The 24,399-nt window shown below is 65.2% G+C and carries 18 protein-coding genes; 9 read left to right on the plus strand and 9 right to left on the minus strand.

Translation table 11 applies throughout. From position 1 onward, the window contains the following. Positions 1-39: 39 nt before the first annotated feature. Positions 40-867, minus strand: coding sequence for a tetratricopeptide repeat protein (locus tag EN862_RS29250; protein ID WP_112127929.1), 828 nt, complete (start codon positions 865-867; stop codon positions 40-42). Between the two features lie 123 nt (positions 868-990). On the opposite strand from EN862_RS29250, the gene EN862_RS29255 reads away from it, so the two are divergent. The 5 genes from EN862_RS29255 to pdeM all read left to right on the plus strand — a co-directional run bounded on the left by EN862_RS29255 (position 991) and on the right by pdeM (position 7,027). Then, on the plus strand, positions 991-2,358 hold the full coding sequence (locus EN862_RS29255; protein ID WP_112127928.1) for a leucyl aminopeptidase family protein: 1,368 nt from the start codon (positions 991-993) through the stop codon (positions 2,356-2,358). Positions 2,359-2,413: 55 nt separating this feature from the next. Next, positions 2,414-2,764 (plus strand): MarR family winged helix-turn-helix transcriptional regulator, encoded by a 351-nt coding sequence (locus tag EN862_RS29260; protein ID WP_127867524.1) that lies wholly within the window; start codon positions 2,414-2,416, stop codon positions 2,762-2,764. Between the two features lie 28 nt (positions 2,765-2,792). Then, on the plus strand, positions 2,793-3,653 hold the full coding sequence (locus tag EN862_RS29265; RefSeq protein ID WP_189401563.1) for an NlpC/P60 family protein: 861 nt from the start codon (positions 2,793-2,795) through the stop codon (positions 3,651-3,653). 106 nt (positions 3,654-3,759) lie between these two features. Beyond that, entirely contained in the window at positions 3,760-6,291 is a 2,532-nt protein-coding gene (locus EN862_RS29270; protein WP_127867641.1) for a ligase-associated DNA damage response DEXH box helicase, read from the plus strand. Positions 6,292-6,310: 19 nt separating this feature from the next. Further along, positions 6,311-7,027, plus strand: a complete 717-nt coding sequence (gene pdeM, locus EN862_RS29275; protein ID WP_127867522.1) for a ligase-associated DNA damage response endonuclease PdeM — start codon at positions 6,311-6,313, stop codon at positions 7,025-7,027. Between the two features lie 4 nt (positions 7,028-7,031). On the opposite strand, the gene EN862_RS29280 is transcribed toward pdeM, so the two are convergent. From EN862_RS29280 to EN862_RS36335, 4 genes are read right to left on the minus strand one after another with little or no spacing between them, the layout of a single operon-like run. After that, the gene (locus tag EN862_RS29280) at positions 7,032-7,970 is read right to left on the minus strand and encodes a DmsC/YnfH family molybdoenzyme membrane anchor subunit (RefSeq protein WP_127867521.1); all 939 of its coding nucleotides are present in this window, start codon (positions 7,968-7,970) and stop codon (positions 7,032-7,034) included. A gap of 2 nt (positions 7,971-7,972) precedes the next feature. After that, entirely contained in the window at positions 7,973-8,707 is a 735-nt protein-coding gene (locus EN862_RS29285) for a 4Fe-4S dicluster domain-containing protein (protein WP_127867520.1), read from the minus strand. Then, entirely contained in the window at positions 8,704-11,634 is a 2,931-nt protein-coding gene (locus EN862_RS29290) for a molybdopterin oxidoreductase family protein (protein WP_127867519.1), read from the minus strand. The genes EN862_RS29285 and EN862_RS29290 overlap by 4 nt, the downstream gene beginning before the upstream one ends. Continuing rightward, on the minus strand, positions 11,631-11,789 hold the full coding sequence (locus EN862_RS36335) for a hypothetical protein (RefSeq protein ID WP_193771601.1): 159 nt from the start codon (positions 11,787-11,789) through the stop codon (positions 11,631-11,633). The genes EN862_RS29290 and EN862_RS36335 overlap by 4 nt, the downstream gene beginning before the upstream one ends. Positions 11,790-11,913: 124 nt before the next feature. Here EN862_RS36335 and EN862_RS29295 point away from each other — a divergent pair, with 124 nt between their 5' ends. Beyond that, complete coding sequence (locus EN862_RS29295) at positions 11,914-12,819, plus strand: LysR family transcriptional regulator (RefSeq protein ID WP_127867518.1); 906 nt, start codon at positions 11,914-11,916, stop codon at positions 12,817-12,819. Here EN862_RS29295 and EN862_RS29300 read toward each other — a convergent pair whose 3' ends face one another. The 4 genes from EN862_RS29300 to EN862_RS29315 form a co-directional block, all read right to left on the minus strand. Continuing rightward, positions 12,820-14,076: an Hsp70 family protein gene (locus EN862_RS29300; protein ID WP_127867517.1), complete on the minus strand. Its 1,257-nt coding sequence runs from the start codon at positions 14,074-14,076 to the stop codon at positions 12,820-12,822. A gap of 191 nt (positions 14,077-14,267) precedes the next feature. After that, a complete protein-coding gene (locus tag EN862_RS29305) occupies positions 14,268-15,059 on the minus strand; it encodes a TIGR02186 family protein (protein ID WP_127867516.1) in 792 nt (263 codons plus the stop codon). After that, on the minus strand, positions 15,059-15,982 hold the full coding sequence (locus EN862_RS29310; RefSeq protein ID WP_095819366.1) for a sulfite exporter TauE/SafE family protein: 924 nt from the start codon (positions 15,980-15,982) through the stop codon (positions 15,059-15,061). The genes EN862_RS29305 and EN862_RS29310 overlap by 1 nt, the downstream gene beginning before the upstream one ends. A 192-nt stretch (positions 15,983-16,174) precedes the next feature. Further along, the gene (locus tag EN862_RS29315; RefSeq protein WP_127867515.1) at positions 16,175-20,215 is read right to left on the minus strand and encodes an SEL1-like repeat protein; all 4,041 of its coding nucleotides are present in this window, start codon (positions 20,213-20,215) and stop codon (positions 16,175-16,177) included. 462 nt (positions 20,216-20,677) lie between these two features. Between EN862_RS29315 and EN862_RS29320 the strand changes: the two genes are divergently transcribed. The 3 genes from EN862_RS29320 to EN862_RS29330 all read left to right on the plus strand — a co-directional run bounded on the left by EN862_RS29320 (position 20,678) and on the right by EN862_RS29330 (position 24,396). Continuing rightward, positions 20,678-21,142, plus strand: a complete 465-nt coding sequence (locus tag EN862_RS29320; protein ID WP_127867640.1) for a MerR family DNA-binding transcriptional regulator — start codon at positions 20,678-20,680, stop codon at positions 21,140-21,142. A gap of 232 nt (positions 21,143-21,374) precedes the next feature. Next, positions 21,375-23,171: an acyl-CoA dehydrogenase gene (locus EN862_RS29325; RefSeq protein ID WP_127867514.1), complete on the plus strand. Its 1,797-nt coding sequence runs from the start codon at positions 21,375-21,377 to the stop codon at positions 23,169-23,171. Between the two features lie 52 nt (positions 23,172-23,223). Next, positions 23,224-24,396 carry an acyl-CoA dehydrogenase family protein gene (locus tag EN862_RS29330; protein ID WP_127867513.1) on the plus strand — a complete coding sequence of 391 codons (1,173 nt, stop codon included), beginning with the start codon at positions 23,224-23,226 and terminating at the stop codon, positions 24,394-24,396. Positions 24,397-24,399 lie beyond the last annotated feature (3 nt).

The following is a 24,399-nucleotide window of genomic DNA, read 5'->3' on the forward strand; positions in this document are numbered from 1 at the left end:
GATTTTCTGCAGCGGTCGACGCCTAGCGGCGGTCCCCGGTCAGTTCGTGGCGACTTTCGCTTTGTTCTTGTCCTGATCCTTCAGCTGGCTCCAGGCGTTCTGCTGGGCAAGCATCTGGCGCAGATAGGCGACGTTGGCCTGCGCCTGCTCGGGCGACAATTCCTGCGAGGCGATCTTCTCGGCCTCGTCGAAGCGACCCTGCAGGCCCACCACCAGCGCAAGGTTCTGCCGCACCCGGCTGTCGGCGCTGGGCTGCTGCGCGGCCGAGCGCATATAGGTCTCGGCCGTGCGCAGGTCGCCTTCGAGCACATAGGACATGCCGAGATTGGACAGCACCGAAGGTTCGTTCGGTTTGAGTTCCAGCGCCTTGCGGTAGTCCTGACGCGCCTCTTCCTTCTGGCCCATCTGGTCGAGGATCGCGGCTTCCGCCGACACCAGCTTCCAGTCCGGATATTCGGGCGTCTGCGCGCGACGCACGGCGTCGAGCGCCGGCTCGAACTGGCCGTTGGCGGCGAGCGCCTTGCCATAGGCGGCAAGCACCTCGCGATCCTTGGGATAGGCGATCGCCAGCTTGCGCATCACGGCGAGCGACTGATCGGCATCGCCGTCCATTTGCAGCGCCGCCGCGAAATTCATCGCCATGCGCTTGTCATTGGGATTGCGGGCGTAGGATTCGCCAAGCCTGGACGTGGCCGTGTGCAGTTCGCCGGCCGACATCGTTTCCAGCGGCCTTCTGTCGGAGCGCGAGATGGAGCCGGTGGTCATTTGGCTGGTGCTGCCGCAACCTGCCACGCTGGCTGCCAGCGCCGCCATGAAGGCTGTGCTGATCAGACGCCTGGCTCTATGGTTCAACGCTTTGATCGGCATCGGCGCCCGGTCTCCATTCCTGTGCGGCCATAGGCTGGCCGTCTTCCCTCCCGCAGAAATATTCTGTTAACCCTAACGGACCGTTAAGAAGCCGACTCATCCTGTTCGGCCGGAGATCATCGCATGCCTGTCGAACTCGTCGGACAAAAGCCGCAAGCCGCCTTGCCTGTCTATCTGGTGGCAAAGGACGCCCTTGAAGCCGCGGCATTGCCGCCGCCTGCCATCGCCTGGGCAAGGGCCAACGCTTTTTCCGGCGAGGCGGGACGCACCCTGGTCCTGCCGGGCGAAGACGGCGGCCTCGCCGGCGCGCTGTTCGGCACCGGCGACGGCGAGAGCGCGCTTGCTCTGGGCGCGCTCGCGAGGGCGCTGCCGGAAGGCGACTGGTATTTCGCGTCGGGCCTGGCGCAACCCGAACTCGCCGCACTCGCGCTTGTCCTGGGCGGCTATGTCTTCACCCGCTACGGCAAGAAGCCCGGCAAGGCCTTGCGCTTCGCGCTTCCGGAGGGCGCTGACGCTGCGCATGTCCGCCGCGTCGCCGACAGCGTGTTCCTGACACGCGACCTCGTCAACACGCCGACCAGCGACCTCGGTCCAGTCGAATTGGAAGAAGCCGCCCGGCAAGTGGCGGCCGCCCATGCCGCCGATATTTCGGCAGTCCATGGCGACGATCTCCTGGCGCGGAATTTCCCTATGATCCATGCTGTCGGCCGGGCCAGCGCCGACGCGCCGCGGCTGATCGACATGAGCTGGGGACAGAGTGACGCGCCGAAGGTGACGCTCGTCGGCAAGGGCGTCTGCTTCGACACCGGCGGCCTCGACATCAAGCCGTCGTCCGGCATGCTTCTGATGAAGAAGGATATGGGCGGAGCCGCCAATGTGCTGGGCCTCGCTTCCATGATCATGGGGGCGAAACTGAATGTCCGGTTGCGCGTGTTGATTCCCGCCGTCGAGAATTCGATCGCCGGCAACGCCTTCCGACCCGGCGACGTGCTCAGGAGCCGCAAGGGCATCACCGTCGAGATCGGCAACACGGACGCCGAAGGGCGGCTGATCCTGGCCGACGCGCTGGCGCTGGCCGATGAGGAGAAGCCCGATTTGCTGGTCGACATGGCGACGCTGACCGGAGCCGCGCGCGTCGCGCTCGGGCCGGACCTGCCGCCTTTCTACACCGCCGACGAGACGCTTGCCGCCGAAATTGCCGCCGCGTCCGCGGCGGTCGAGGATCCGCTGTGGCGCATGCCGCTGTGGCGTCCTTACGATGCAAAGCTTTCCTCGAAGATTGCCGACATCAACAACGTCACCACCGACGGCTTTGCCGGCTCGATCACCGCGGCGCTTTTCCTCAAGCGCTTCGTCGAGAAGACCCATAGCTGGGCGCATTTCGATATCTTCGCCTGGAACCCGGCCGACCGTCCCCACGGCCTGACCGGCGGCGAGGCGCAGGGCATTCGCGCGCTGGAGCGGGTCATCGCCGGGCGTTTCGGAGCGTAGCGGCAAACGCCGTTACTGAAACGGAACCGAAACAATTTGCCGGCATGCTTGGGCGATGTCGATCTCGATGCGCCCGAGCCAGGCCTTGCGACTGTGGCAGCAGGTGATGCTGGCCCAGGTGCGCTATGGCGAGCCCGATCTCACCATGCGCCAGACGGCGATCCTGTTCACCATCTACCTCGATCCGCCGCCGCATACGGTGCGCGGACTGGCTGCCAGGCTCAACGTCACCAAGCCGGTCATCACCCGGGCGCTGGACACGATGGGCGCGCTGAAGCTCGTCTCGCGCCACCGCGACGAGCTCGACAAGCGCAATGTGCTCATCCGGCGCACGGTGGAAGGCGCGCTCTTTGTCGAGCGCTTCGGCGATGGTATCGTCGCCAGGGCGCAAGAACTGCCCATCTGACCTCATCGCTGACGACTGGATTATCGATTTGACCGCAAGGGATGCCCGCCTTCACGCCTTCCGCTCCGACCTTGCCGACGCAAGGCTGAAAGGCGAGGTCGCCGCCGACCGCTTCGTCACCGGCCGCCCGGCGCGGATCACGGCGTCGGTGGCCGACCTGCGCAAGGCGCCGCGCCCCGATGCGGGCGTGAACACGCAGGCGCTGTTCGGCGACGACGTGCTCGTCTTCGAGGACGCGGAAGGCTGGGCCTGGGTACAGGCCGAGCGCGACGGTTACGTCGGCTATGTGGCGGACAATCTCCTGGGTCAGCGCGAACATGCGCCCACGCACATCGTCTGCGTGCCGCGCACCTTCCTCTATCCCGGGCCGGATTTGCGCTTTCCGATCAGCGGACAGCTGTCGATGGGCTCGGCCGTGACGGTAAGCGGCTCGGCCGAAACGCGCGGCACGCATTATGCGCTGCTGCCTTCCGGCCAGGCGATCATCGCGCGCCATTTGCGACCCATCAGCGAACTCGCAGAGGACTACGTCACAATCGCCGAAAGCTTCCTCGGCACGCCCTATCTGTGGGGCGGCGTCTCCGGCTTCGGCATCGACTGCTCCGGCCTCGTGCAGCTGGCAATGCGCATGACGGGCAAGGATGTCCTGCGGGACTCCGATATGCAGGCGGCTTCGATCGGCACGGCGTTCGAGCCGGGTCCGGATTACTCCGGACTTCAGCGCGGCGACCTCGTCTTCTGGAAGGGCCATGTGGCGATCATGACCGACGAAAAAGACATGATCCACGCCAACGGCCACACCATGCTGGTCTCGCTCGAAGGGCTGAAAGGGGCGGTCGAGCGCATCGGCTATCTCTATGGCGGCCCGACGGGGTTCAGGAGGCCGTAGCGCCAGCTTACCCTTCTCCCACAAGGGGAGAAGGAAAAGGGCGCCTTGATCCCCTTTTGTTCCGATTTTCCTTGGCGAGCGCGCGCCGTCGCGCTACCTGTTGCGCGTGACAGAGCAGCCGCGCCTTGCCGAACAGAATGCCGCCGTCCTGCTGCCTGAGCCATTCCTCAAATGGTTCGGCGAAAAGGGCTGGTCGCCGCGCGTCCACCAGCTCGAGCTGCTGGCGAAGGCGCAAAGCGGGCAATCGGTGCTGCTGATCGCGCCGACCGGCGCCGGCAAGACGCTGGCTGGCTTCCTGCCCTCGCTGACAGAACTGGCCAACCGGCCGAAGCGCAAGCCGGGCCAGGCGCATCGCGGCATCCACACGCTCTACATCTCGCCGCTCAAGGCGCTGGCCGTCGACATCGAGCGCAATCTCGGCAAGCCGGTCGAGGAGATCGGCCTGCCGGTCACCATCGAGACCCGCACCGGTGACACGCCCTCGCACAAGCGCCAGCGGCAGAAACTGGCGCCGCCCGATATCCTGCTCACCACGCCCGAGCAGCTCGCGCTGCTGATCGCCTCGAACGACGCGAGGCGCTTCTTCGAGGATTTGCGCTATGTCGTGCTCGATGAGCTTCATTCGCTCGTCACCTCGAAGCGCGGCCATCTTCTGGCGCTTGGCCTGGCGCGTTTGCGCACCTTTGTCCCCGACCTTCAGACCATCGGTCTGTCGGCGACCGTCGCGGAGCCCGATGAATTGCGGCGCTGGCTGGTCAGCCAGACTTCCCCGGACGCAATGTCCGAGCTCATCGTCGTCACGGGCGGCGCCAAGCCCGAGATCTCGATCCTCGATTCCGAAGAGCGCGTTCCCTGGGCCGGCCATTCGGCCCGCTACGCCACGCCGGAAATCTATCGCGAGATCAAGCGGCACAAGACCACGCTGCTCTTCGTCAATACCCGCAGCCAGGCCGAGCTGCTGTTCCAGGAACTATGGCGCGTCAATGAGGATACCTTGCCGATCGCGCTTCATCACGGTTCGCTGGACGTCGCCCAGCGTCGCCGCGTCGAGAAGGCAATGGGCGAGAATGCGCTGCGCGCCATCGTCGCCACCTCGACGCTCGATCTCGGCATCGACTGGGGCGATGTCGACCTGGTGGTGCATGTCGGCGCGCCGAAGGGCGCCAGCCGGCTGGCACAACGCATCGGCCGCGCCAACCATCGCATGGACGAGCCGTCGAAGGCGATCCTCATCCCCGCAAACCGCTTCGAGGTTCTGGAATGCCGCGCCGCGCTCGACGCCAACTATCTCGGCGCCCAGGACACGCCGCCATTGGTCAATGGCGGGCTGGACGTCTTGGCGCAGCATGTGCTGGGCTGTGCCTGCGGCGCGCCGTTCCATGCCGACGCACTGTTTGATGAGGTAAGGACGGCCGCGCCTTACGCCAGCCTGGACAGGCCGACATTCGACCGGGTCATCGACTTTGTCGCCACCGGCGGCTACGCGCTCAGGAATTACGAGCGCTATGCCCGCATCCGGCAGACCAAGGAAGGCCTGTGGCGGGTTTCAAATCCGGCCGTTGCCCAGCAATACAGGCTCAATGTCGGCACCATCATCGAGGTGCCGGCGCTCAATGTACGCTACGTCCAGGCCGGCAGTCGGGGGGCAGCCTCGCGCGGCGGCAGGGTTCTGGGAAAGATCGAGGAAGCGTTCCTGGAGACTTTGACCCACGGCGACACCTTCATGTTCGCCGGCAAGATCCTGCGCTTCGAAGGCATTCGCGAGAATGAGTGCTTTGTCTCGAACGCGCCGGGCAGCGACGCGAAGGTGCCTTACTATGGCGGTGGCAAATTCCCGCTTTCGACCTACCTCGCCGAGCAGGTGCGCGCCATGCTCGACGACCCGCAACGCTGGAAGAAACTCCCCGAGCAGGTCGCTGACTGGTTGAGATTTCAAGCGGACAAGTCCGTCTTGCCGAAACGCGATGACCTGTTGATCGAAACCTTTCCGCGCGGCAACCGGTATTACATGGTGGCATATCCGTTCGAGGGCAGGCTTGCGCATCAGACGCTCGGCATGCTGCTTACCCGGCGGCTGGATCGGGCGGGTGCCAAGCCGGTCGGATTCGTGGCCACAGACTATGCGCTGGCCATCTGGTCGCTGGCCGACATGGGCTGGATGTTCAAGAACAGAAAACCGTCCCTGGCCACGCTGTTCGATCAAGACATGCTCGGCGACGATCTCGAAGCCTGGTTTGCCGACAGCTGGCTCTTGAAGCGCACCTTCCGCAATTGCGCGCTGATTTCCGGACTGATCGAAAAGCGCCACCCCGGCAAGGAGAAAAGCGGCCGCCAGGTGACCGTTTCGACCGACCTGATCTATGACGTGCTGCGCAGCCACGAACCCAACCATATTCTGCTGCAGGCCACTCGCACGGATGCCGCGACCGGGTTGCTCGATGTCAGCAGACTTGCCGAGATGCTCTCGCGCATCCGCGGTCGAATCATGCATAAGAATCTCGAGCAGATATCGCCGCTGGCGGTGCCGATCATGCTTGAAATCGGCAAGATGCCGGTGAATGGCGAGGCGGACGAGACGCTGTTGATGGATGCCGCCACCCTCGTCGAAGAGGCCATGGGGCCCGAGATGACGGACTGAAAGAGAGAGCCGAGAGGGGATGAATTTTTCGCTGTCGCGCGCAACGCTGATCGCCGAGGCCGATCTCGTCGGCATCGCCGGCGAGCGCGCGGTCTGCGATCGGCGTGGTGTGCTCTATTTCCCCGATCTGCGGCTGCTCGCGGTCTCCGACTTGCATCTCGAAAAAGGCTCGTCCTTGGCCAGGCGCGGCGCGCTGATTCCACCTTACGATACCGGCGCGACCTTGCTGCGGCTGCAGGCGGTGATCGCCGACTACCAGCCGCGGATCGTCGTCAGCCTTGGCGACTCCTTCCATGACGGCGGCGGCGCCGAGCGCATGCATTCGAGCTTCCGCGAGCGCCTGGAAGCGATGATGGGCGGCCGCGACTGGATCTGGGTCGCCGGCAACCACGATCCCGAGGCGCCCGCCGATCTGCCCGGCGAGACGGTGCGGGAACTCGCCATCGGCTCGCTGCTCTTCCGGCACGAGCCCTCCAAGACACGGATCGAGGGCGAGATATCAGGCCACCTCCACCCTTGCGCGCGTATCGTCCAGCGCGGCCGCTCAGTCAGGCGGCGCTGCTTCGCCGGCGACGGCGGCCGCATGATCATGCCGGCCTTCGGCGCCTATACCGGCTCGCTCAACGTGCTCGACCGCGCCTATGCCGGCCTGTTCCGGCTGGAAACGCTGATGGCCTATATGCTCGGCGCCGAACGCATTTTTGCGATTTCCGGCTCGATGCTGCGGCCGGGATGAGGCTCTATGCCCTGCCATAGTAGAGCGTGACCGTGTGCTTCGCCTCGGCGAAGAACAGCCAGCGCTCGACAAGCATGCCGGCGAATTGCGAGACGGCTGCAAGCACGGACGCCATTGCCGCCAAAGGCCATGGCGCCATGAAGGCGAGGATGAGCAGGACGATCGGCACCACGAAAGCCAGCGCCTGCGTGATCCACCGCAGCTTCGCGCTATGCTTGCGCGCAATTCGAAAACCCATTTCCTTCAGCAGGTAGTTTTCTTCCGTATGCGGCCATTCGATCGACCGCACGGTGCCACCTGCAAGCCCGGTCGCGGTGTTTGCGGTGGTCGGAATCTCCAACTGGTCATTGTAGCGCCAGGTCGCGAGCTTCCAGACCCAGCCGGCGAGCGTGGCAAGCAGAGCGAGCTCTAGTATAGCGCTGGAGCCGGCGCTGAAGCTTTGAAGCAGGGCGTTCGCCAGAACGCTCCCGGTCATCGCCGCGAAGATAAGATAGGCCGGTAGCGTATAGCGGCTGTGCCACTGCGCGATCGGCTTCAGCGAAGCGTAGATCATGGCGGTCGTGCAGACGGTCGTGACCGCGCCTGCCGCCGCCAGCAGCCCGGCCACCGCCACCCAGCCGCCGCTCTTGCCGAGGAACACCCAGCCGACGCCGAACAGCGTGGCCGGGATGAAGGTCGCGACCGACGCCACGCCTTCGCGCGACAGCCAGGAGCTGCGCCATTGCGAGAAGGCGCGCCATGCGCGTTCCGGCCGGCCGAGATGACCGGTGGAGGACAAAAGCCCGGCTACGGTCAAGCCGAGCGCCAGCGCCATGCCGGCAAGGCCAAGCCAGAAATCGGCGGGAATGAACCCCAACCCACCAAGCACGCCGAGCAGCGCCAGCAGGCCGTAGCCGGCGCCCGTGGCGGTGGTGAAGAAGACGACCGAGAAAGCGGGATGCATGATCAGTTCGAAAGCATGCGGTCGACCCAACCGAGGAAACCGCCCTCGGCCTTGATCGGCTGCAGCGCCGGCGCATCGACCTTCGCGGCGCGTTCGCTGCGGGCTCGCGGCGGCAGATAGCGGTTGGTCGGCTTGTAGCCAAGCTCCGGCATCAGCGCGACGCCGCCTCGCTCCTCGACGAGCTGCGAGATCGCCGAGGCCGGATCGCCGAGATCGCCGAAATGCCGGGCGCTGGTCGGGCAGGCGGCGACGCAGGCTGGCACGCGATCCTCTTCGGCCAGATGGTCGTTGTAGATGCGGTCGACGCAGAGCGTGCATTTCTTCATCACGCCGACATCTGTGTCGAACTCGCGCGCTCCATAGGGACAGGCCCAGCTGCACAATTTGCAGCCGATGCATTTGTCCTCGTCGACCAGCACGATGCCGTCCGAGGCGCGCTTGTAGGAGGCGCCGGTCGGGCAGACGGTGACGCAGGCCGGCGTCTCGCAATGGAGGCAGGAGCGCGGGAAGTTCACCGTGCGGCCACCCAATTCCGTCGTGTGTTCGTAACTATGCACGCGGTTGAACCAGACGCCGTCGGCATGCCCGCCATAGGGATCGACATCGGTCAGCGGCGCCATGTGGCCGCCCGTGTTCCACTCCTTGCAGGCGGTGACGCAGGCCTGGCAGCCGACGCAGGTGTCGAGGTCGATGACGAGGCCGAGTTTCTTGTCGGTTTGGGCGGGAAGGCAGGTCATTCGGCGGCTTCCCTCTTCATACGGAATTCCGCGCCGAAGCGAAGCACTTCGGGCGAAGCTTGGAAATGCGGCGGCTGGGCAAAGCGTTCGAATTGCGGCTCGGTGAAGCCGGCTTCGTCCGCCGCGCATTTAACGATGCGCACGCGCACGTCGAACCACGCCGCCTGTCCGGTGACGGGATCGGAGTTAGAATAGCGCTTGCCGTTGGCGTCGGCCGATGTCTGGTCGCCGATGATATGGTTGAGCAGGAAGCCGCGATTACTCTCGGCCGCATCGTCCTTCAGGCCCCAGCTGCCGCGTCGCTTGCCGATCGCATTCCAGGTCCACACCGTGTCCGGGTTGACGCCGTCGATCAGCTTGATCTGGCCCTTCACCCTTCCGTTGACGCTTTCGATCCAAACCCAGTCGTCGTCGGCAAGGCCAAGTCCGGCGGCCGTCTGGCGATGCACGAACAGCCGGTTCTGGCTGGTGATCTGCCGCAGCCACGCATTCTGCGAGCCCCAGGAATGGTACATGTGCATCGGCCGCTGCGTCAGCGCATGCAGCGGGTATTTTTCGAGATCGACGGTGTCGTCCTCGAAGGGCGCGTACCAGAAGGGCAGCGGGTCCATATAGGCCTCGATGCGCCCGCGCTCGGCCTCCGGCGGCTGCACCTTGCCATGGCCGCGCGCTGCCAGCCTGAACCGCTGGATCGGCTCGGAATAGAGCTGGAAGACGATAGGCTCCGCCTTGGCGATGAAACCCATCTCCACCGCGAAGTCGAGATAGGCGCGGTTGCCCATCTTGTAATAGCGCTGGTCGTCGGAAAAATCGTGGTGCCAGAAGCCGCCATTGTCGATGTAGCGCTGCAACTGGTCAGGGTTGACGTCGCCCTTGCCGATCGAGCCGCCATCCTTGCCGCGCCAGCCGGCTAAAGGGCCGATGCCGGGCGTGCGCTCGTGGTTGACGATATAGTCGGCATAGTCGCGGTATTTCGCCGAGCCGTCCTCGTTGACGAAGCCTGGCAGGCCAAGCCGCGCGCCGAGCTCGATCAGCACCGACTGGAACGGCCGCACGTCGCGGTCGGGCTGCACCACTGGGTGGCGAATGGCGTCGGCGGCTCCGTCGGCATGGCTGATCGGCCGGTCGAGCAAGCTGATGCAGTCGTGCCGCTCGAGATAGGTGGTGTCGGGCAGCACCAGGTCCGCGAACGCCACCGTCTCGGAATTATAGGCGTCGGAATAGATGATGAAGGGAATCTTGTAGGCGCCCGCTTCGTCCTTGTCGGTCAGCATGCGGATCGTCTCGATCGTGTTCATCGACGAGTTCCACGCCATGTTCGACATGTACATCATCAGCGTGTCGATCGGGTAAGGGTCGCCGGCCCAGGCGTTGCGGATCACCGTATGCATCAGCCCGTGCGCGGCCAAGGGCGCTTCCCAGGAATAGGCCTTGTCGATGCGGGTGGGCCGGCCGGCTTCGTCGACCAGAAGATCGTCCGGGCTGCAGACGAAGCCGAGAGGCATGCCATCCAGCGGCGTCATCGGCTGAGCATTCTTTCCACATGGCTTCGGTCCCGGCGGCGCGCAGCGCGGGTAGGGCGGCTTGAAGCGGAAGCCGCCCGGAACGTCCACAGTGCCGAGCAGAACCTGCAGCAAATGGATGGCGCGGCAAGTGTGAAAACCGTTGGCATGAGCCGAGATGCCGCGCATGGCATGCATCGACACCGGCCGCCCCTTGATCGTCTCGTGGCGGCGGCCCGCCCAGTCGGTCCAGGCGACCGGCAGTTCGATCACCTGCTCGAAGGCGACATGCGCTAGCTCCGCCGCGATGCGCCTGATCTCTTCGGCGCTGACGCCGCAACGCTCCGCCACGGCATCCGGCGAATAGCTCTCGTCGAGATAGCGCTCGGCCATGAGCTGGAACACCGGCACGCAGCGTCGCCCGCCGACTTCATAGCCGCCGGTCAGCACTGGTTTAGCCTCGGGGTTGGCAGCGTTGACCGGCTGCTTCGCCACACGGTCCCAGGCAAGCAGGTTGCCGTCGGCGTCGCGCACAAAGAGTCCATCATCGGCCGCGCCCGGCTCCTGCACAACCAGCACCGGCGCGTTGGTGTAGCGCAGCAGATAGTCGAGATCGACGCGGCCGGCCTTGAGCAGTTCATGGACCAGCGCCAGCACGAACAGTCCGTCCGTGCCCGGCCTGATGCCGATCCAGTCGTCGGCGATGGCGTTGTAGCCGGTGCGGCAGGGATTGATCGAAACCACCTTGGCGCCGCGCGCCTTGAGCTTGCCCAGCCCGATCTTGATCGGGTTGGAATCATGGTCCTCGGCGACGCCGAACAGCATGAAGTATTTCGTATTGTCCCAGTCGGGCTCGCCGAACTCCCAGAACGAGCCGCCGATCGTGTAGAGTCCGCCCGCCGCCATGTTGACCGAGCAGAAGCCGCCATGCGCGGCGAAATTGGGTGTGCCGAATTTCGACGCCCACCAGCCGGTCAGCGATTGCGACTGGTCGCGTCCGGTGAAGAAGGCGAGTTTTTTCGGATCGGTGCGGCGGATCGCCGACAGCCGTTCAGTGGCGATGGTCAGCGCCTCGTCCCATTCGATCTCGCGGAATTCACCCGAGCCGCGCGGGCCTGTCCTCAGCAGCGGCTTCCTCAGCCGCGCCGGGCTGTAATGCTGCATGATGCCGGCGCTGCCCTTGCCGCAGATCACGCCGCGGTTCACCGGATGGTCCTTGTTGCCGTTGATGTAACGCACCTTGCCGTCCTTGATATGGACGTCGATGCCGCAGCGGCACGCGCACATATAGCAGGTGGTCTTGGCGATGCGGTCGGAGACGCTGGGCGAGGTTTCGACGCCGTCGCCCTCATTTGGTGCGTGAGTGTCGGCCAGCGGCCGTTGCGAGGGTGCGGAGTTGGCGCCGCGCGGCGCGGCTTTGCTCATGATTGGCGAACGCTCTTGCCGTTCGCCATCTTGGCCTTCGTCTTCGGTCCCGGGCCGCGCATGTAATGAAGTTCAGGATGATAGCGCTCGCCGGAGAGCTGCCGCTTCAGCCGGCGGCTCCAATGCGCGAATAGGGATTTGAAGCGCCCTGCCATTTCCCAGTCTTGGCCTTTGACGACCAGTTTTTTCCAACCTCAGGCGAAAACTTAGAACAAAGCAATTGATGCGTCTAACAAGCGGCTCTTGTAATTCCGATCGATTTTGCTTCTTAGTTGGCCCATGACTCTCGATCAGTTGCGCATCTTCGTTGCCGTCGCCGAGCATGGCCATATGACCAAGGCCGCCGAGCGGCTCGGCATCTCGCAATCGGCGGCCTCTGCCGCCATCCGCGCGCTCGAAAGCCAGCATGGCGTGCGCCTGTTCAACCGCGTCGGCCGCAACATCGAGCTGGCCCAGACCGGCCACCGTTTCCTGCCGGAGGCGAAGGCGGTCCTGGATCGCGCCGCCGCCGCCCGCGGCGTGCTGGAGGATGTCTCGCAGACCGTCGCCGGCAGCCTGTCGATCGCGGCCAGCCAGACCATCGCCAGCTACTGGCTGCCGCGTCGCCTGGCCGCCTTCCACGAAGCCTATCCGGCCGTGAAGCTAAGCGTGACGATCGGCAACACCAGGCAGGTCGAGACCAATGTGTTGGATGGCCGCGCCGATTTCGGCCTGGTCGAGGGCCGAACCGAGTCCGACATCCTGCGCCGCGCCACGGTCGACGAGGACCGCATGACGCTGGTGGTGGCGCGTTCGCATCCCGAGATTCCGATGACGCGGGCGGGCAATCTCGACATCAAGGCGCTGCGCTGGATCATCAGGGAAGGCGGGTCGGGCACGCGCGAGGCGCTTGAGGATTTCGCGCATGGTCAGGGTGTTCCGCCGGCCGAGCTGCAGATTTTCCTCGTCTTGCCAAGCAACGAGGCCGTGCGTCAGGCGGTCGAGGCCGGCGCGGGCGCCACGATCATCTCGGAGCTGGTGGTCGCGCGCTCCCTGGCCGAGGGCAGCCTCAGGGCCGTTCCGGTCGAGCTGCCGAAGCGCGACTTCGCAATGATCACGCACCGCGACCGCCAGGCCAGCCTCGCCCAGATGGCGCTGAAGGCGCATCTCACGGGCCGGGCGGACGCGCCGGCGAGCGCGGAATAATCACGCGTATTTCCGCTGCGCGTCGAGCGCCAGGCCAAGGCCGACCGAGCCGAACATATCGCCTTCGATGACCGAAGCCTGCGGCACCAGCGACAGGATTTCCCGTTTGGCCAGCGGGATGGCGGTCGAGCCGCCGGTCAGGAACACGGCGGTGATGGCGGAGGCTGGAACGCCGGCGTCGGCGATCGTCTGTCTGACCGTCGCGGCCACGCGTTCGATGTCGCCGGCGATGGTCTCCTCGAGGCCCGCGCGCGTGATCTCGGCCGCGAAGCGCGCGCCGGGCAGCGACACCTTCACCTCGGCCGAAGGCTGGTCGGTCAGCGCGATCTTGGCCTTTTCGACCAGGCCCGCCATCGCGTGGCCGTAGCGATGCTCGACGACATGGATGAACCGGTCGACGAGGTCGGCCCGCTCGGCCTCGTAGCGGATCTGTCGCAGGTCGGTCATCGCTTTGGCGGTGTAGACGAGGTTGATGCGCTGCCAGGTGGCTAGGTCGATGAAATAGGCTGCCGGCAGGTTGCGCTTGTGGTCCTTGGTCCGCGTCAGATAGCCGAGCTCGGGCATGACATGGGCAATGCTGAGCAGCCGGTCGAAATCGGTGCCGCCGATATGGATACCGCGATTGGCGAGGATATCCGCCTTGCGGTCGGTCGAGCGGGCGCGGTCCGGCGAGACCCGCACGATCGAGAAGTCGGAGGTGCCGCCGCCCATGTCGACGATCAGCGCCAGCTCCTCGCGGGTGACCTTCTGCTCATAGTCGAGCGCCGCAGCGATCGGCTCGAATTGGAAGGCGATGTGCTTGAAGCCTTGCGCGCGCGCCGCCTTCTCCAATTCGCCCTGCGCCTTTGCATCGGCGGCCGCGTCGTCGTCGACGAACTGCACGGGCCGACCCAGCACCACGTTCTCAACCGCGCCGCCGGCGTCTTCTTCGAGCCGCTTCTTCAAATGGCCGACGAACATGCCGACAATGTCGATGAAGCCGATCTGGCGCGCCTTGATGCGCGTCTTTTCGTTGGCGAGCGTGCTGCCGAGCACGCTCTTCAGCGAGCGCATCAGCCGCCCTTCGATGCTGTCGGTATAGTCGCTGATCGCGCGGCGGCCGAAATAGGTGAAGCCGTCCTCGAAATTGAAGAAGACGGCGCTCGGCAAGGTGGGTTGCTCGCCTTCCAGCGCCACCAGTCGCGCCCGGCCGTCGCGGATCACGCCCACAGTGGAATTGGACGTGCCGAAATCGATGCCGCCGAATGCCGATTGCATCGCAGCCTCCTGTCGTTGCCTTGCGGCGGGCTTGCCGACGACGCCAAGCGCGCCGTCATCCGGATGGCCGGACCGCTCTGCCGAATTGATTGTGCTTGTTCACCCCTTGGGCTGGGAGGCGGCGGTTTATCGCATGATCGCCCGCAGGAAAACCCCTTGCGGGAAAATGGGCTTCCATTTTTCCCGTGTCTTCAATCCTTGCGGAAGATGAGCCGCCCCAGCCAGCCGGTCAGCATTGCGAGCGATATGGCGAACACGCCGTAGAGGAAGGAATAGTCATGCGCGACGCGAAAGACCGATTGCTCGAAACCGGACTTGCGGATTTCGAGCTGGGCCGAGCTTTCCTTGACGAACATGCCGCTCTTGAACAGGAAGGCGCGGGCTTTGTGCGTGCCGACCGGCACGTTGGGCGCGAGCCGCACCGTGGCGCGAAACAGGTTCTGCGACAGGAACTGCACGCCGCCGACATTTTCGCTGTAGAGGCCGGTCGCCGCCTTGCGCTCCCGAAGTGCCGCGGTGAATTCCTCGATTGTTGCCGGGCTGTCGGTCGCGTCGGCGGGCTTCAGGTAGAGGTTCTGCGCGCCGAGCGAGAGCTGCTTGTATTTGGCAGGATCGGCGATGTCCTGCAGCGGCCGCGTCGTCGCGACGGAGTAGGAGACCGGCACGTTCTCGAAAGTCTCCGAGTCCAGGTTGATCCAGACGCCGAGCACGCGGTCCTTGCGCCGGACGACCACGGGCCGTGGCGGCCCTTCGAGCACGACGACCACGTCGTAGCGTCCCTGGCGCGCGACCAGCGGATCGGGGTTTTCCAGCGATCCGAAGATCGTCAGGTCGGCGCCGGAGAAGCCCGCCGTGATGGAAATGGCGTCGGTCGAAAGGCCGATCTGGATGCTTTCGGTGGGCGGCGTCTGGGCCGTCGCCGGGGAAAGGGCGAAGAGCATCGACAACGGGACGGCGGCTGCAAACGCTCTCAACCCCGCCATCAGTTGAGGCCCGCGGCGGACAGCGAATAGAGATTGGGCGGCGTCACGAACAGATCGACGGCGAGGCGTATGGCGACGGCCAGCACCAGCATCGCCAGAAGTGCGCGCAACTGCTCGCCGCGCAGCCTCTGGCCGGCCTTGGCGCCATACTGCGCGCCGGCGACGCCGCCTGCCATCAGGAGGAAGGCCAGGATCACGTCGACCGTCTGGTTGGTCGTGGCATGTACCAGGGTGGTGTAGGCCGAGGTGAAGATGATCTGGAACAGCGAGGTGCCGATAACGACATTGGTCGGCACCTTGAGCAGATAGATCAGCGCCGGCACCATGATGAAGCCGCCGCCGACGCCCATGATCGACGACAGGAAGCCGATCCCGGCGCCGAGCCCGAGCACCGGGATGACGCTGACGAACAGCTTGGAGGCGCGGAAGCGCATCTTGAACGGCAGCCGGTGGATCCAGTTGTGCTGCCCGGATTTCTTCAAGACCGGCGCTGCGCCGCTGCGGCTGGCGCGCAGCGCATTGAGGCTTTCGACCAGCATCAGCCCGCCGACGGTGCCGAGCAACACCACGTAGAGCAGCGAGATGAAAAGGTCCAACTGGCCGAGCCGGCGCAACAGCGCAAAGACATAGATGCCCGCCGTCGAGCCGACAATGCCGCCGGCCAGAAGCACGCCGCCCAGCTTGAAGTCGAGCGTGCCGCGCTTGAAATGCGACAGCGCGCCGGAGAAGGAGGAGGCGATGACCTGGTTTGCGCCTGTGGCCACCGCGATCGCCGGCGGGATGTTGTAGAAGATCAAAAGCGGCGTGATGAGGAAGCCGCCGCCGACCCCGAACATGCCCGACAGGAAACCCACCGCCGCGCCCATTGCCAGCAGCACGAAGACGTTGACGGAAATTTCCGCGATCGGGAGATAGATGCCCACCCGTCTGTCTCGATCAGTTTGCGTGTCGGCGTATAGCGCCGTCCCCGGACACTAAAGCACCGAAAAGCCAATTTTTTATTGCGCCGGCGCGGCCGCGGGATTGAACCCCCGCGGCCGCGCCGAAACAAAAACCATCTCAATCAGTTAACAGGCAAATGTGTGGCAGGGCGTCGCGTATGCGACGCGCTGCCGTTATTTCTTCGCCAGGAGCGCCTTGACGAGCGGCGCGTCGATCTCGCCGGTCGGCGTCATCTTGTTGTCGGTCTGGAACGCCATGATGGCGTTCTTGGTCTTGCCGCCCATCACGCCGTCGGCGCCGCCGGCATCGTAGCCGTTCTTGTTGAGGATCAGCTGGATGTTCTTCACCGCCTTTTTCATGTCGATGCCGGCGGTGGTCTGTGGCGTGCTGTCCTGCCAGGATTCCGGAATGTCGGCCGAGTTGGCAGCGGCGTTGAGCGGCTTGGCCTTCCACAATTCCGCGGCGGCGCGCGCCCGCTCGAGCTGTTCGGGCCGCAGCGCATTGGCGATCTCGTCGCGCTTGGCGGCGGCGTCCTTGTCGCCGGTTTTGGCGACCAGCGCGAACCACTTATAGGACTCTTCCAGGTTCTGCTTCATGCCGACGCCCTTGGCCGCCAGGATGCCGAGGTTGAACTGGCTGTCCTTGACGCCGAGGTCGGCGGCTTCCTGGAACCAGTGCGTCGCCGATTCATTGTCGCTCACCCCGTCCGCCGCCATGGCGAACAGCACCGCCAGATTGTGCATGGCGCTGGCGTTGCCCTGTTCGGCGGCGAGCTGGTAGTACGTCTTGGCCTTCTTGATGTCGCGCGCGACGCCGATGCCCTTTTCGTAGAAATTGCCGATGCGGTATTCGGCCGGCGCGAAGCCGAGCTCGGCCGACTGCTCGTACCATTTGGCGGCGGCCTTCATGTCTTCCTTCACGCCGCGCGATTCCGCATAGCGCGAGCCGACCTCGAACAGCGCCTTGGCGTCGCCGCCGGCGGCGGCGTCATGCAGCACCACCGGGCCGATTTCGGAAGGAATGTCGAATTTGGCCGCGGCCGTCTGGCTTGCGGCCGGCGGCACGGCGCCTGTCGTGTCGGCGGAGGTGGTCGCCGGCGCGCTCGACGCGGCGCCGTCGGCTGCCGGACTGGCTGCTACGGGCTCCTTGGCCATCGGCTGCGTGTCGCCATCGCTGTCCGTCGCGGTGGCAGCCGCGGCGGCGGGTTCGGATGGCGTCGCTGAAGCCATCGGCGCCGGGGCGGCAGGCGCTGCAAGCGCCACCGGGGCGGGTGCCGGTTCGGCCGGCATGGCAGCAGCACTTTCGGGACTTGCCGGGACAGATGCGGCTGGTGCCGTCTCCTGGACGGGCTCCGCCTGTCTGACGGGACGGGCAGGCGCGCTTTCGGCCTGTGCCGCCGCGGCATCAATCTTCGGTGTGTCGGTTTTTTGCGTGTCGGCCTGTGGTGCGGCTGTGGCGTTGAGCGACGCCGTGTCGACCGTCTGCGTCGAGACGAGCGGCGCGGGCTGGTTGTTGGCCGTTTCGACCGGATCGGACAGGAAGGCCTTGCCCAGCTGCAGGCCGGCCAACGCCATCATGATCGCCGCCGCCGCCATCAGGATCGGCTTGCGCCGCGCCTTGAGCAGGTCGCCGATCCTCAGCGCCTTCACCGGACCGGTCATGGTCGATTGCCGCTTCAGCGTATCGGCTTCCGCAGCTGCCGCCTGGGCCGCGCGGCGGGCCGCGGCGATAAAATCCGACTTCGCGGCATCGCTGTCGGTGCGCCGCGTCGGCTGGCCGCCGCGCTCGTCGCGCACGCGCCTCATGATGGCGTTGAGGTCCGGCGCACCGGAGCCGGGTTCCAACGGCCGGTTGGCGGCCTTGGGGTCGAGCGGTTCGTCGATGTCGACGCTTGGCACGTCGCCGACCGGCGCCGAGCCGGCAAGCGGCTGCGTGTCCGCTTCCTTCTTGCCTTTGAAAGCGCGCGCCAGGCCGCTGAACATGGATTTCTTGCGGTTGGCCCTCTCGCTCCGGTCGCCGATCGCATCCGGCCCGAGGGCTGCCATGGCGGCTGCGGCCGCGGCCTCGGCAGGCGTGCGTGGCGCGTCTGGCTCATCGCGCATGATCGCCGCTGCGCGGCCTTCAAGGCTTCCCATGTCTCCGGTGAGCGGCAGCGGCTGGTCGATATCCATCGAAGGCGCGTCCTGCACCGCGATCTTGCTGCCGCGGCCGCGCTTGCCGACCGGTTGCGGATCGACCAGTTCGCTGACCGCTTCGCTGGTCTCGCTCGATTCAAGCGAACCCAGCCTGTCCACGATCTTGAGCAGCGTGTCGTGGATTGCCTCGAAAGTCCGCGAGTTGCGTTCGTCGGAGCGGCGGGTGAGCGCTTCCAGCGTCTTCAGGTCCTGGGCGAGGCCGGCAACGGCGGTTGCGTTGGTCTGGGCCGTGCTGGAGGTCGCCTCTGCTAGCGATTTGACGGCGCTCTCGGCCGCCTCGCGCGCCACGCTCAAGATGGAGTCGCGCGTGCCGGCCAGCGACTTCTCGATCTCGTTCAATCGCGGGCTGATGTCCTCGAATTCGGGCAGCGGCGTGCCTGGCCTGGAAAGATGCGCCGACAGGCCGGCGACCTGCGCTTCCAGGCTGCGGATCAGGGCCGGATCGATGCCGGCGACCTGCTGCGCCGACGATTCCAGCCGGCTGGAAATGTCCTCGAGCCGGCTTTCCAGCCCGCGGATCGCCATGTCGTTGGCGGGATCCGGCGCGCGCGTTTCGATGCGCTTGGCCAAAGCGGTGAAGCGGGCGTCGATCGCTTCCATGATGTCGGCGCTGTCGTCCTGGCGCATGCGCTGGTCGAGCCTGTTCGCAACCTCGTCCAGCCGACGCTCGAGATCGTGGAACAATGCATTGCTTTGTTCGATTGCATCTCCCTGGCGGCGCTCGAGCAGCATCGACAGCGCGTCGAAGCGCTGCTCCAGGCCGTGGAAGATCTGGTCGGCGTCGGGCATGGCCGGCGCGCGGTCCATCTTGTCGGTAATGGAAGCAATCTGTTTGCCCAGCCGCTCCATGGCCTGTTCCGGCAGGTCGGCGCGACCGGCCAGCTGGTCCACGCGGCTGGTGAGAAGATTGAGGCGATCGATGACCTCGGCGCCGGGCCGCGACTGCGCGACCTCTTCGATCTGCACCGCCAGCGAGGCCATGCGCTTCTCGATCCGGCCGAAGGTCTCGGGGTCGAAGGCATTCGCCTGCGCGGCCACGGTCGATGCGACGATGGCGCGGGAAATCTCGTCCAGCCGCTCGTCGATCATGGCGAGCGTTTCGCCGCCGCGCGCGGTCTGCTGGCCGGCAAAACGGTCGACGGCGCCGGCAAGCGTGCGCACCTTTTCCTCCAGCGAGCGCAGCGAAAGCGATTCCGGCAGGCTGTTGACGGCGCTGCTGATCTGCTCGAGCCGGTCGGTCAGCACCGAAAGGCTCGGGCCTTCCGCGCGCTTGCGCTGGTCGGCATCGACGCGGTCCTCGAAGGCGCTCCAGCGGCGGTCGAAATCGTCCCAGCGGCGGTCAACCTTCTGCACGCTTTCCTCGCGCGCCAGCGTGTCCAGCGCGCCCTTCACCTGTTCCAGTTCCAGCCGCAGCAGATTGACGCTGCGGTCGTCGCTTTTTTCGGCGAGCGACTGGATCGCTCCCGAAAGCCGTTCGAATTCGAGGCCAAGCTCGGCGCTGCTCTTGTCGGGCATCGCGCCGCGCTGGCTGTTGGCCTGCAGGGCGCGGTCGATGTCCTGGCGGAACGCTTCGAACTCGCGCTGCAGACCGGCCGTCATCTGGTGGCGCAGTTCCTCGCGCAGACCGCGCAGTTCGACTGCGATCTTGCCGACCATGGCGACGCTGTCTTCCTGGCCGCGCACCCGGTCGATGTCGCGCGCGATCGCCTGATAGGCGGGCGCGGGGTTTTGCGGGGCGCGCTCCTGCGGCCGCGGGTTGTGCGGCGCACGGTCCAGGGGCCTTTGCGCGGAATAGGGATCCTCATACCAGCGCGGTGCCTGGCCGTAAGGCTGCGCGCTGGGGTAACGCGGCTCGGCGGTCGGCCGCCGCAGGTCGGGGCGGTCGGGCACGTCGGCGCGCGTCCGGTCCAGCCGCTGCTCCAGCGTTTCGAGCGAACGGTTCAGCTCTTCGAGCGAGGCGTGCGGCCGGCGCTGCCTGCCGGCGTTGAGTGTATCGAGATAGGACCGCTTGCTGTTCATCGATGCGCCCGTGTTCAGAGTGGCCGGCCAAAAGACCGGTTTCCCAGTAGCTTGCCGGGTACGAAGCGAGCCGAGCGGTTTTGCTGCGGAGGAAGGCGAGCTTCCCGGGTTTTACCCGCGCTTCGAAAACCGTGAAAAATTCGCTACAGGATAACCACGGGTGACCGACATGCGCACATTTCGCCCAACGTGGTAAACAAGGCGTTAACCAAGCTTAAGAAGACGCGTATAATCGTGACCCGCCTGACGAGCCGGCGCCTGGGTGCGGCATAAAGGTCGGATCCGACAACGCCCTTGCGTCACCTTGCGGCTGTCGGTATAGGATTGACGTAAACGTAAAAGGTGCGAAGCCGTGCCTCTTGCGATTGATTTGTTGCAACCACGATTGGAAGCACGCCCCCGCTTCCACTCAGGCGACGCTTGGTCCGCGACCGCGACGCCACCAGGGGAAAGCCAGTGACCATGAAACTCGTTTCGCCCGGCGAAGCCGCGGCCAATACCAATGACATACCGGCCGAAGCCGGCGAGGAATTCGTCCGCATCGGCGAGATGGCCAAGAAATACGGCGTGACGCTGCGCACGCTGCGTTTCTATGAAGACAAGGGCCTCCTCAATCCGCATCGCGACGGCTCGACCCGACTCTACACGCGCCGTGACAAGGCTCGGCTGAAGCTGATCCTGCTCGGCCGCAAGGTCGGGTTCTCGCTGCGCGACGTCAAGCAGATGATGGATCTCTACGATCCAACCGGCACCAACACCAAGCAGCTGCGCCTGGCGCTCGACAAGTCCGAGAAGCAACTCGCCCGCCTGCAGAAGCAGCGGGCGCTGATCGACGACGCGATCGGCGAGCTGAGCAACTCGATGTCCGTCGTGCGTCAGATGCTCATCGAGCGCACCGCGGCGCCGCAGGCCAGCGCCGCCGGCTGATCGCACCTCGCCTTCAACGGCGCAAACCTCGGAAATGGAAAGCCGCGTGGCTATGGCCGCGCGGCTTTTTTGTCATCACAATGCCTGGCCGCTCAGAAAAATTTTTGGCTGCGACGAAGTTGACGTTTACGCAAACGTCAATATTTGCTATCCGAACATCGACATCGGCCCGGCCTCCCTGTCCAGGACAGGCAATTTGCTGGCCGGCCGGATTGTAAGGGTGGAGGAAGGCATGACGATCTACAGGGCGCCGATCCAGGACACGCTGTTCGTGCTCAACGACGTGCTGGGCTATCAGCGCTATTCCAATCTTCCAGGCTTCTCGGATGCGACGCCCGATGTGGTCGAGGCGATCCTCGCCGAAGGCGCCAAGCTCGCCGAGAACGTCATGCATCCGCTGAACCGGGTCGGCGACATGGAAGGTTGCGTGCGCCATGACGATGGCTCGGTGACGACGCCGAAGGGCTTCAAGGACGCTTATGACCAGTACCGCGAGGGCGGCTGGATGGGGCTTGCCGCGCCTGCCGAATTCGGTGGCCAGGGTCTGCCCTATGCGGTCCACACTGCCGTCTCCGAATACATGATCTCGGCCAACATGGCGCTGATGATGTATCCCGGCCTGACGCAAGGCGCGATCGCTGCCATCGTCACCCATGGCACGGACGAACAGAAGGCCACGTGGCTGCCGAAGCTGATCGAGGGCGGCTGGACCGGCACCATGAACCTCACCGAGCCGCATTGCGGCACTGACCTCGGCCTGCTGCGCACCAAGGCCGTTCCCAATGGCGACGGCACCTACAGGATTTCCGGCCAGAAGATCTTCATCTCCGCCGGCGAGCACGACATGTCGGACAACATCGTCCATCTGGTGCTGGCCCGCGTCGAAGGCGCGCCGGAAGGCGTCAAGGGCATCTCGCTGTTCATCGTCCCGAAATTCAAGCCGGATGCCTCCGGCAATCCCGGTGAACGCAACACGCTCTCCTGCGGCTCGATCGAGGAGAAGATGGGCATCCACGGCAACTCGACCTGCGTCATGAATTATGACGAGGCCGAGGGCACGCTGCTCGGCGAGTTGAACGGCGGCCTGAAGGCCATGTTCACGATGATGAACGAGGCCCGCCTCGGCGTCGGCCTGCAGGGTCTTTCGGTCTCCGAGATCGCGTACCAGAACGCCGTCTCCTACGCCAAGGACCGCCTGCAGGGCCGCTCGCTGTCGGGGGCCAAGGCGCCGGACAAGAAGGCCGACCCGATCATCGTCCATCCCGACATCCGCCGCTCGCTGATGACCATGAAGGCCTACAACGAGGCCGGCCGCGCGCTGGCGCTGTGGACGGCCATCAAATCCGATGTCGCCCATCGCGCCGGCGACGACAAGGACCGCCAGGCGGCCGACGATTACACCGGGTTGATGACGCCGGTGGTCAAGGGCGTGCTCACCGACAAGGGGTTCGATCACGCCGTGATGGCCCAGCAGGTGTTCGGCGGCCACGGCTATATCGAAGAGCACGGCATGAGCCAGTTCGTGCGCGATGCCCGCATCGCCATGATCTATGAAGGCGCCAACGGCATCCAGGCGCTCGACCTCGTCGGCCGCAAGCTGGCGCAGAATGGCGGCCGCGCCGTGCAGGCCTTCTTCAAGGAGGTCGGCGAGTTCTGCGAGGAAAACCGCACTGACGAGAAGATGGCGCCCTTCACCAAGGCGCTGAAGAAGGGCCTCAACGACCTGCAGGCCGCCACCATGTGGCTGGTGCAGAACGCCATGGCCAAGCCCGACAATGCAGGCGCGGCCTCGACCGACTACATGCATCTCTTCGGCCTGGTGGCGCTTGGCTATATGTGGGCGCAGATGGCAAAATCCGCGCAGGCGAAGTTGGCGGATGGTGCCAATGGCGCTGCGTCGTTCTACGACACCAAGCTGGTGACCGCCCGCTTCTTCATGGAGCGCATCATGCCGGAAACGGCGACGCGGCTTGCCCGCATTTCCAGTGGCGCGGACACGCTAATGGCGCTGCCGGCGGAAGCGTTCTAGGTTCGGCGGGCCGGCGCCGCCGGCCCACAATCGTCGGAACGCGGAGGAAATCGTGACGACAAACCCAGCCGAAATTCTTGGTCTCCCGAAGCCCGCCTGGGCGGCGGATGAGGTCGGCATGCTCTACGACATGGCGTCCCGCTTCATGGCCGAAGAGATCGCGCCGCGCTATGAAGAGTTCGAGAAGAACGAGATGTTCGACCGCGAGAGCTGGCTGAAGGCCGGAGCGGCCGGCCTGCTCTGCGCTTCGATGCCGGAAAAATATGGCGGCTCGGGCGGCACCTTCGCGCATGAGAGCGCCATCATCGAGGCGATCGGCCATGTCGGCGTCGACGGCTTCGGCATCGGCCTGCACAATTCGATCGTCGCCCCTTACATCCTGCATTACGGCTCCGAGGAGCAGAAACAGAAATGGCTGCCGAAGCTCGCGACCGGCGAGCTGATTGGCGCCATCGCCATGACCGAGCCTGGCGCCGGCTCCGACCTGCAGGGCGTCAAGACCCGCGCCGAGAAGGACGGCAACCATTACAAGATCAGCGGCTCGAAGACCTTCATCACCAATGGCCAGCTCGCCAATCTGATCATCGTCGTCACCAAGACCGATCCGGACAAGGGCGCCAAGGGCACCTCGCTGATCGTCGTCGAGACCGACGAGGTCGAAGGTTTTCAGCGCGGCCGCAACCTCGACAAGATCGGGCTGAAGTCGAACGACACGTCCGAGCTGTTCTTCAACGACGTGCGCGTGCCGACCTCCAACCTGCTCGGCCACGAGGAAGGCAAGGGCTTCGTCCAGCTGATGCAGCAATTGCCGCAGGAGCGGCTGCAGATCGGCACCGGCGCCATTGCCATGATCGAGCGGGCGCTGGCGCTCACCATCGACTACGTCAAGGAGCGCAAGGCCTTCGGCAAGGCGGTCATCGATTTCCAGAACACCCAGTTCAAGCTGGCCGAGCTGAAGACCGAGGCTACGATCGGCCGCGTCTTCTACAATGACTGCGTCGCCCGCCACATCGATGGCGGCCTCGATCCCGTGACCGCCTCGATGGCCAAATACTGGCTTAGCGACCTGCAGGGCAAAGTCGTCGACGAATGCCTTCAACTGCATGGCGGCTATGGCTACATGAATGAATATCCGATCGCCCGCATGTACCGCGACGCCCGCGTCCAGCGCATCTATGGCGGCACCAACGAGATCATGAAATTGCTGATCGGGCGCTCTCTCTGAGCG

This window comes from Mesorhizobium sp. M2E.F.Ca.ET.219.01.1.1 (genome assembly GCF_004016445.2).
Classification (GTDB): Bacteria; Pseudomonadota; Alphaproteobacteria; order Rhizobiales; family Rhizobiaceae; genus Mesorhizobium.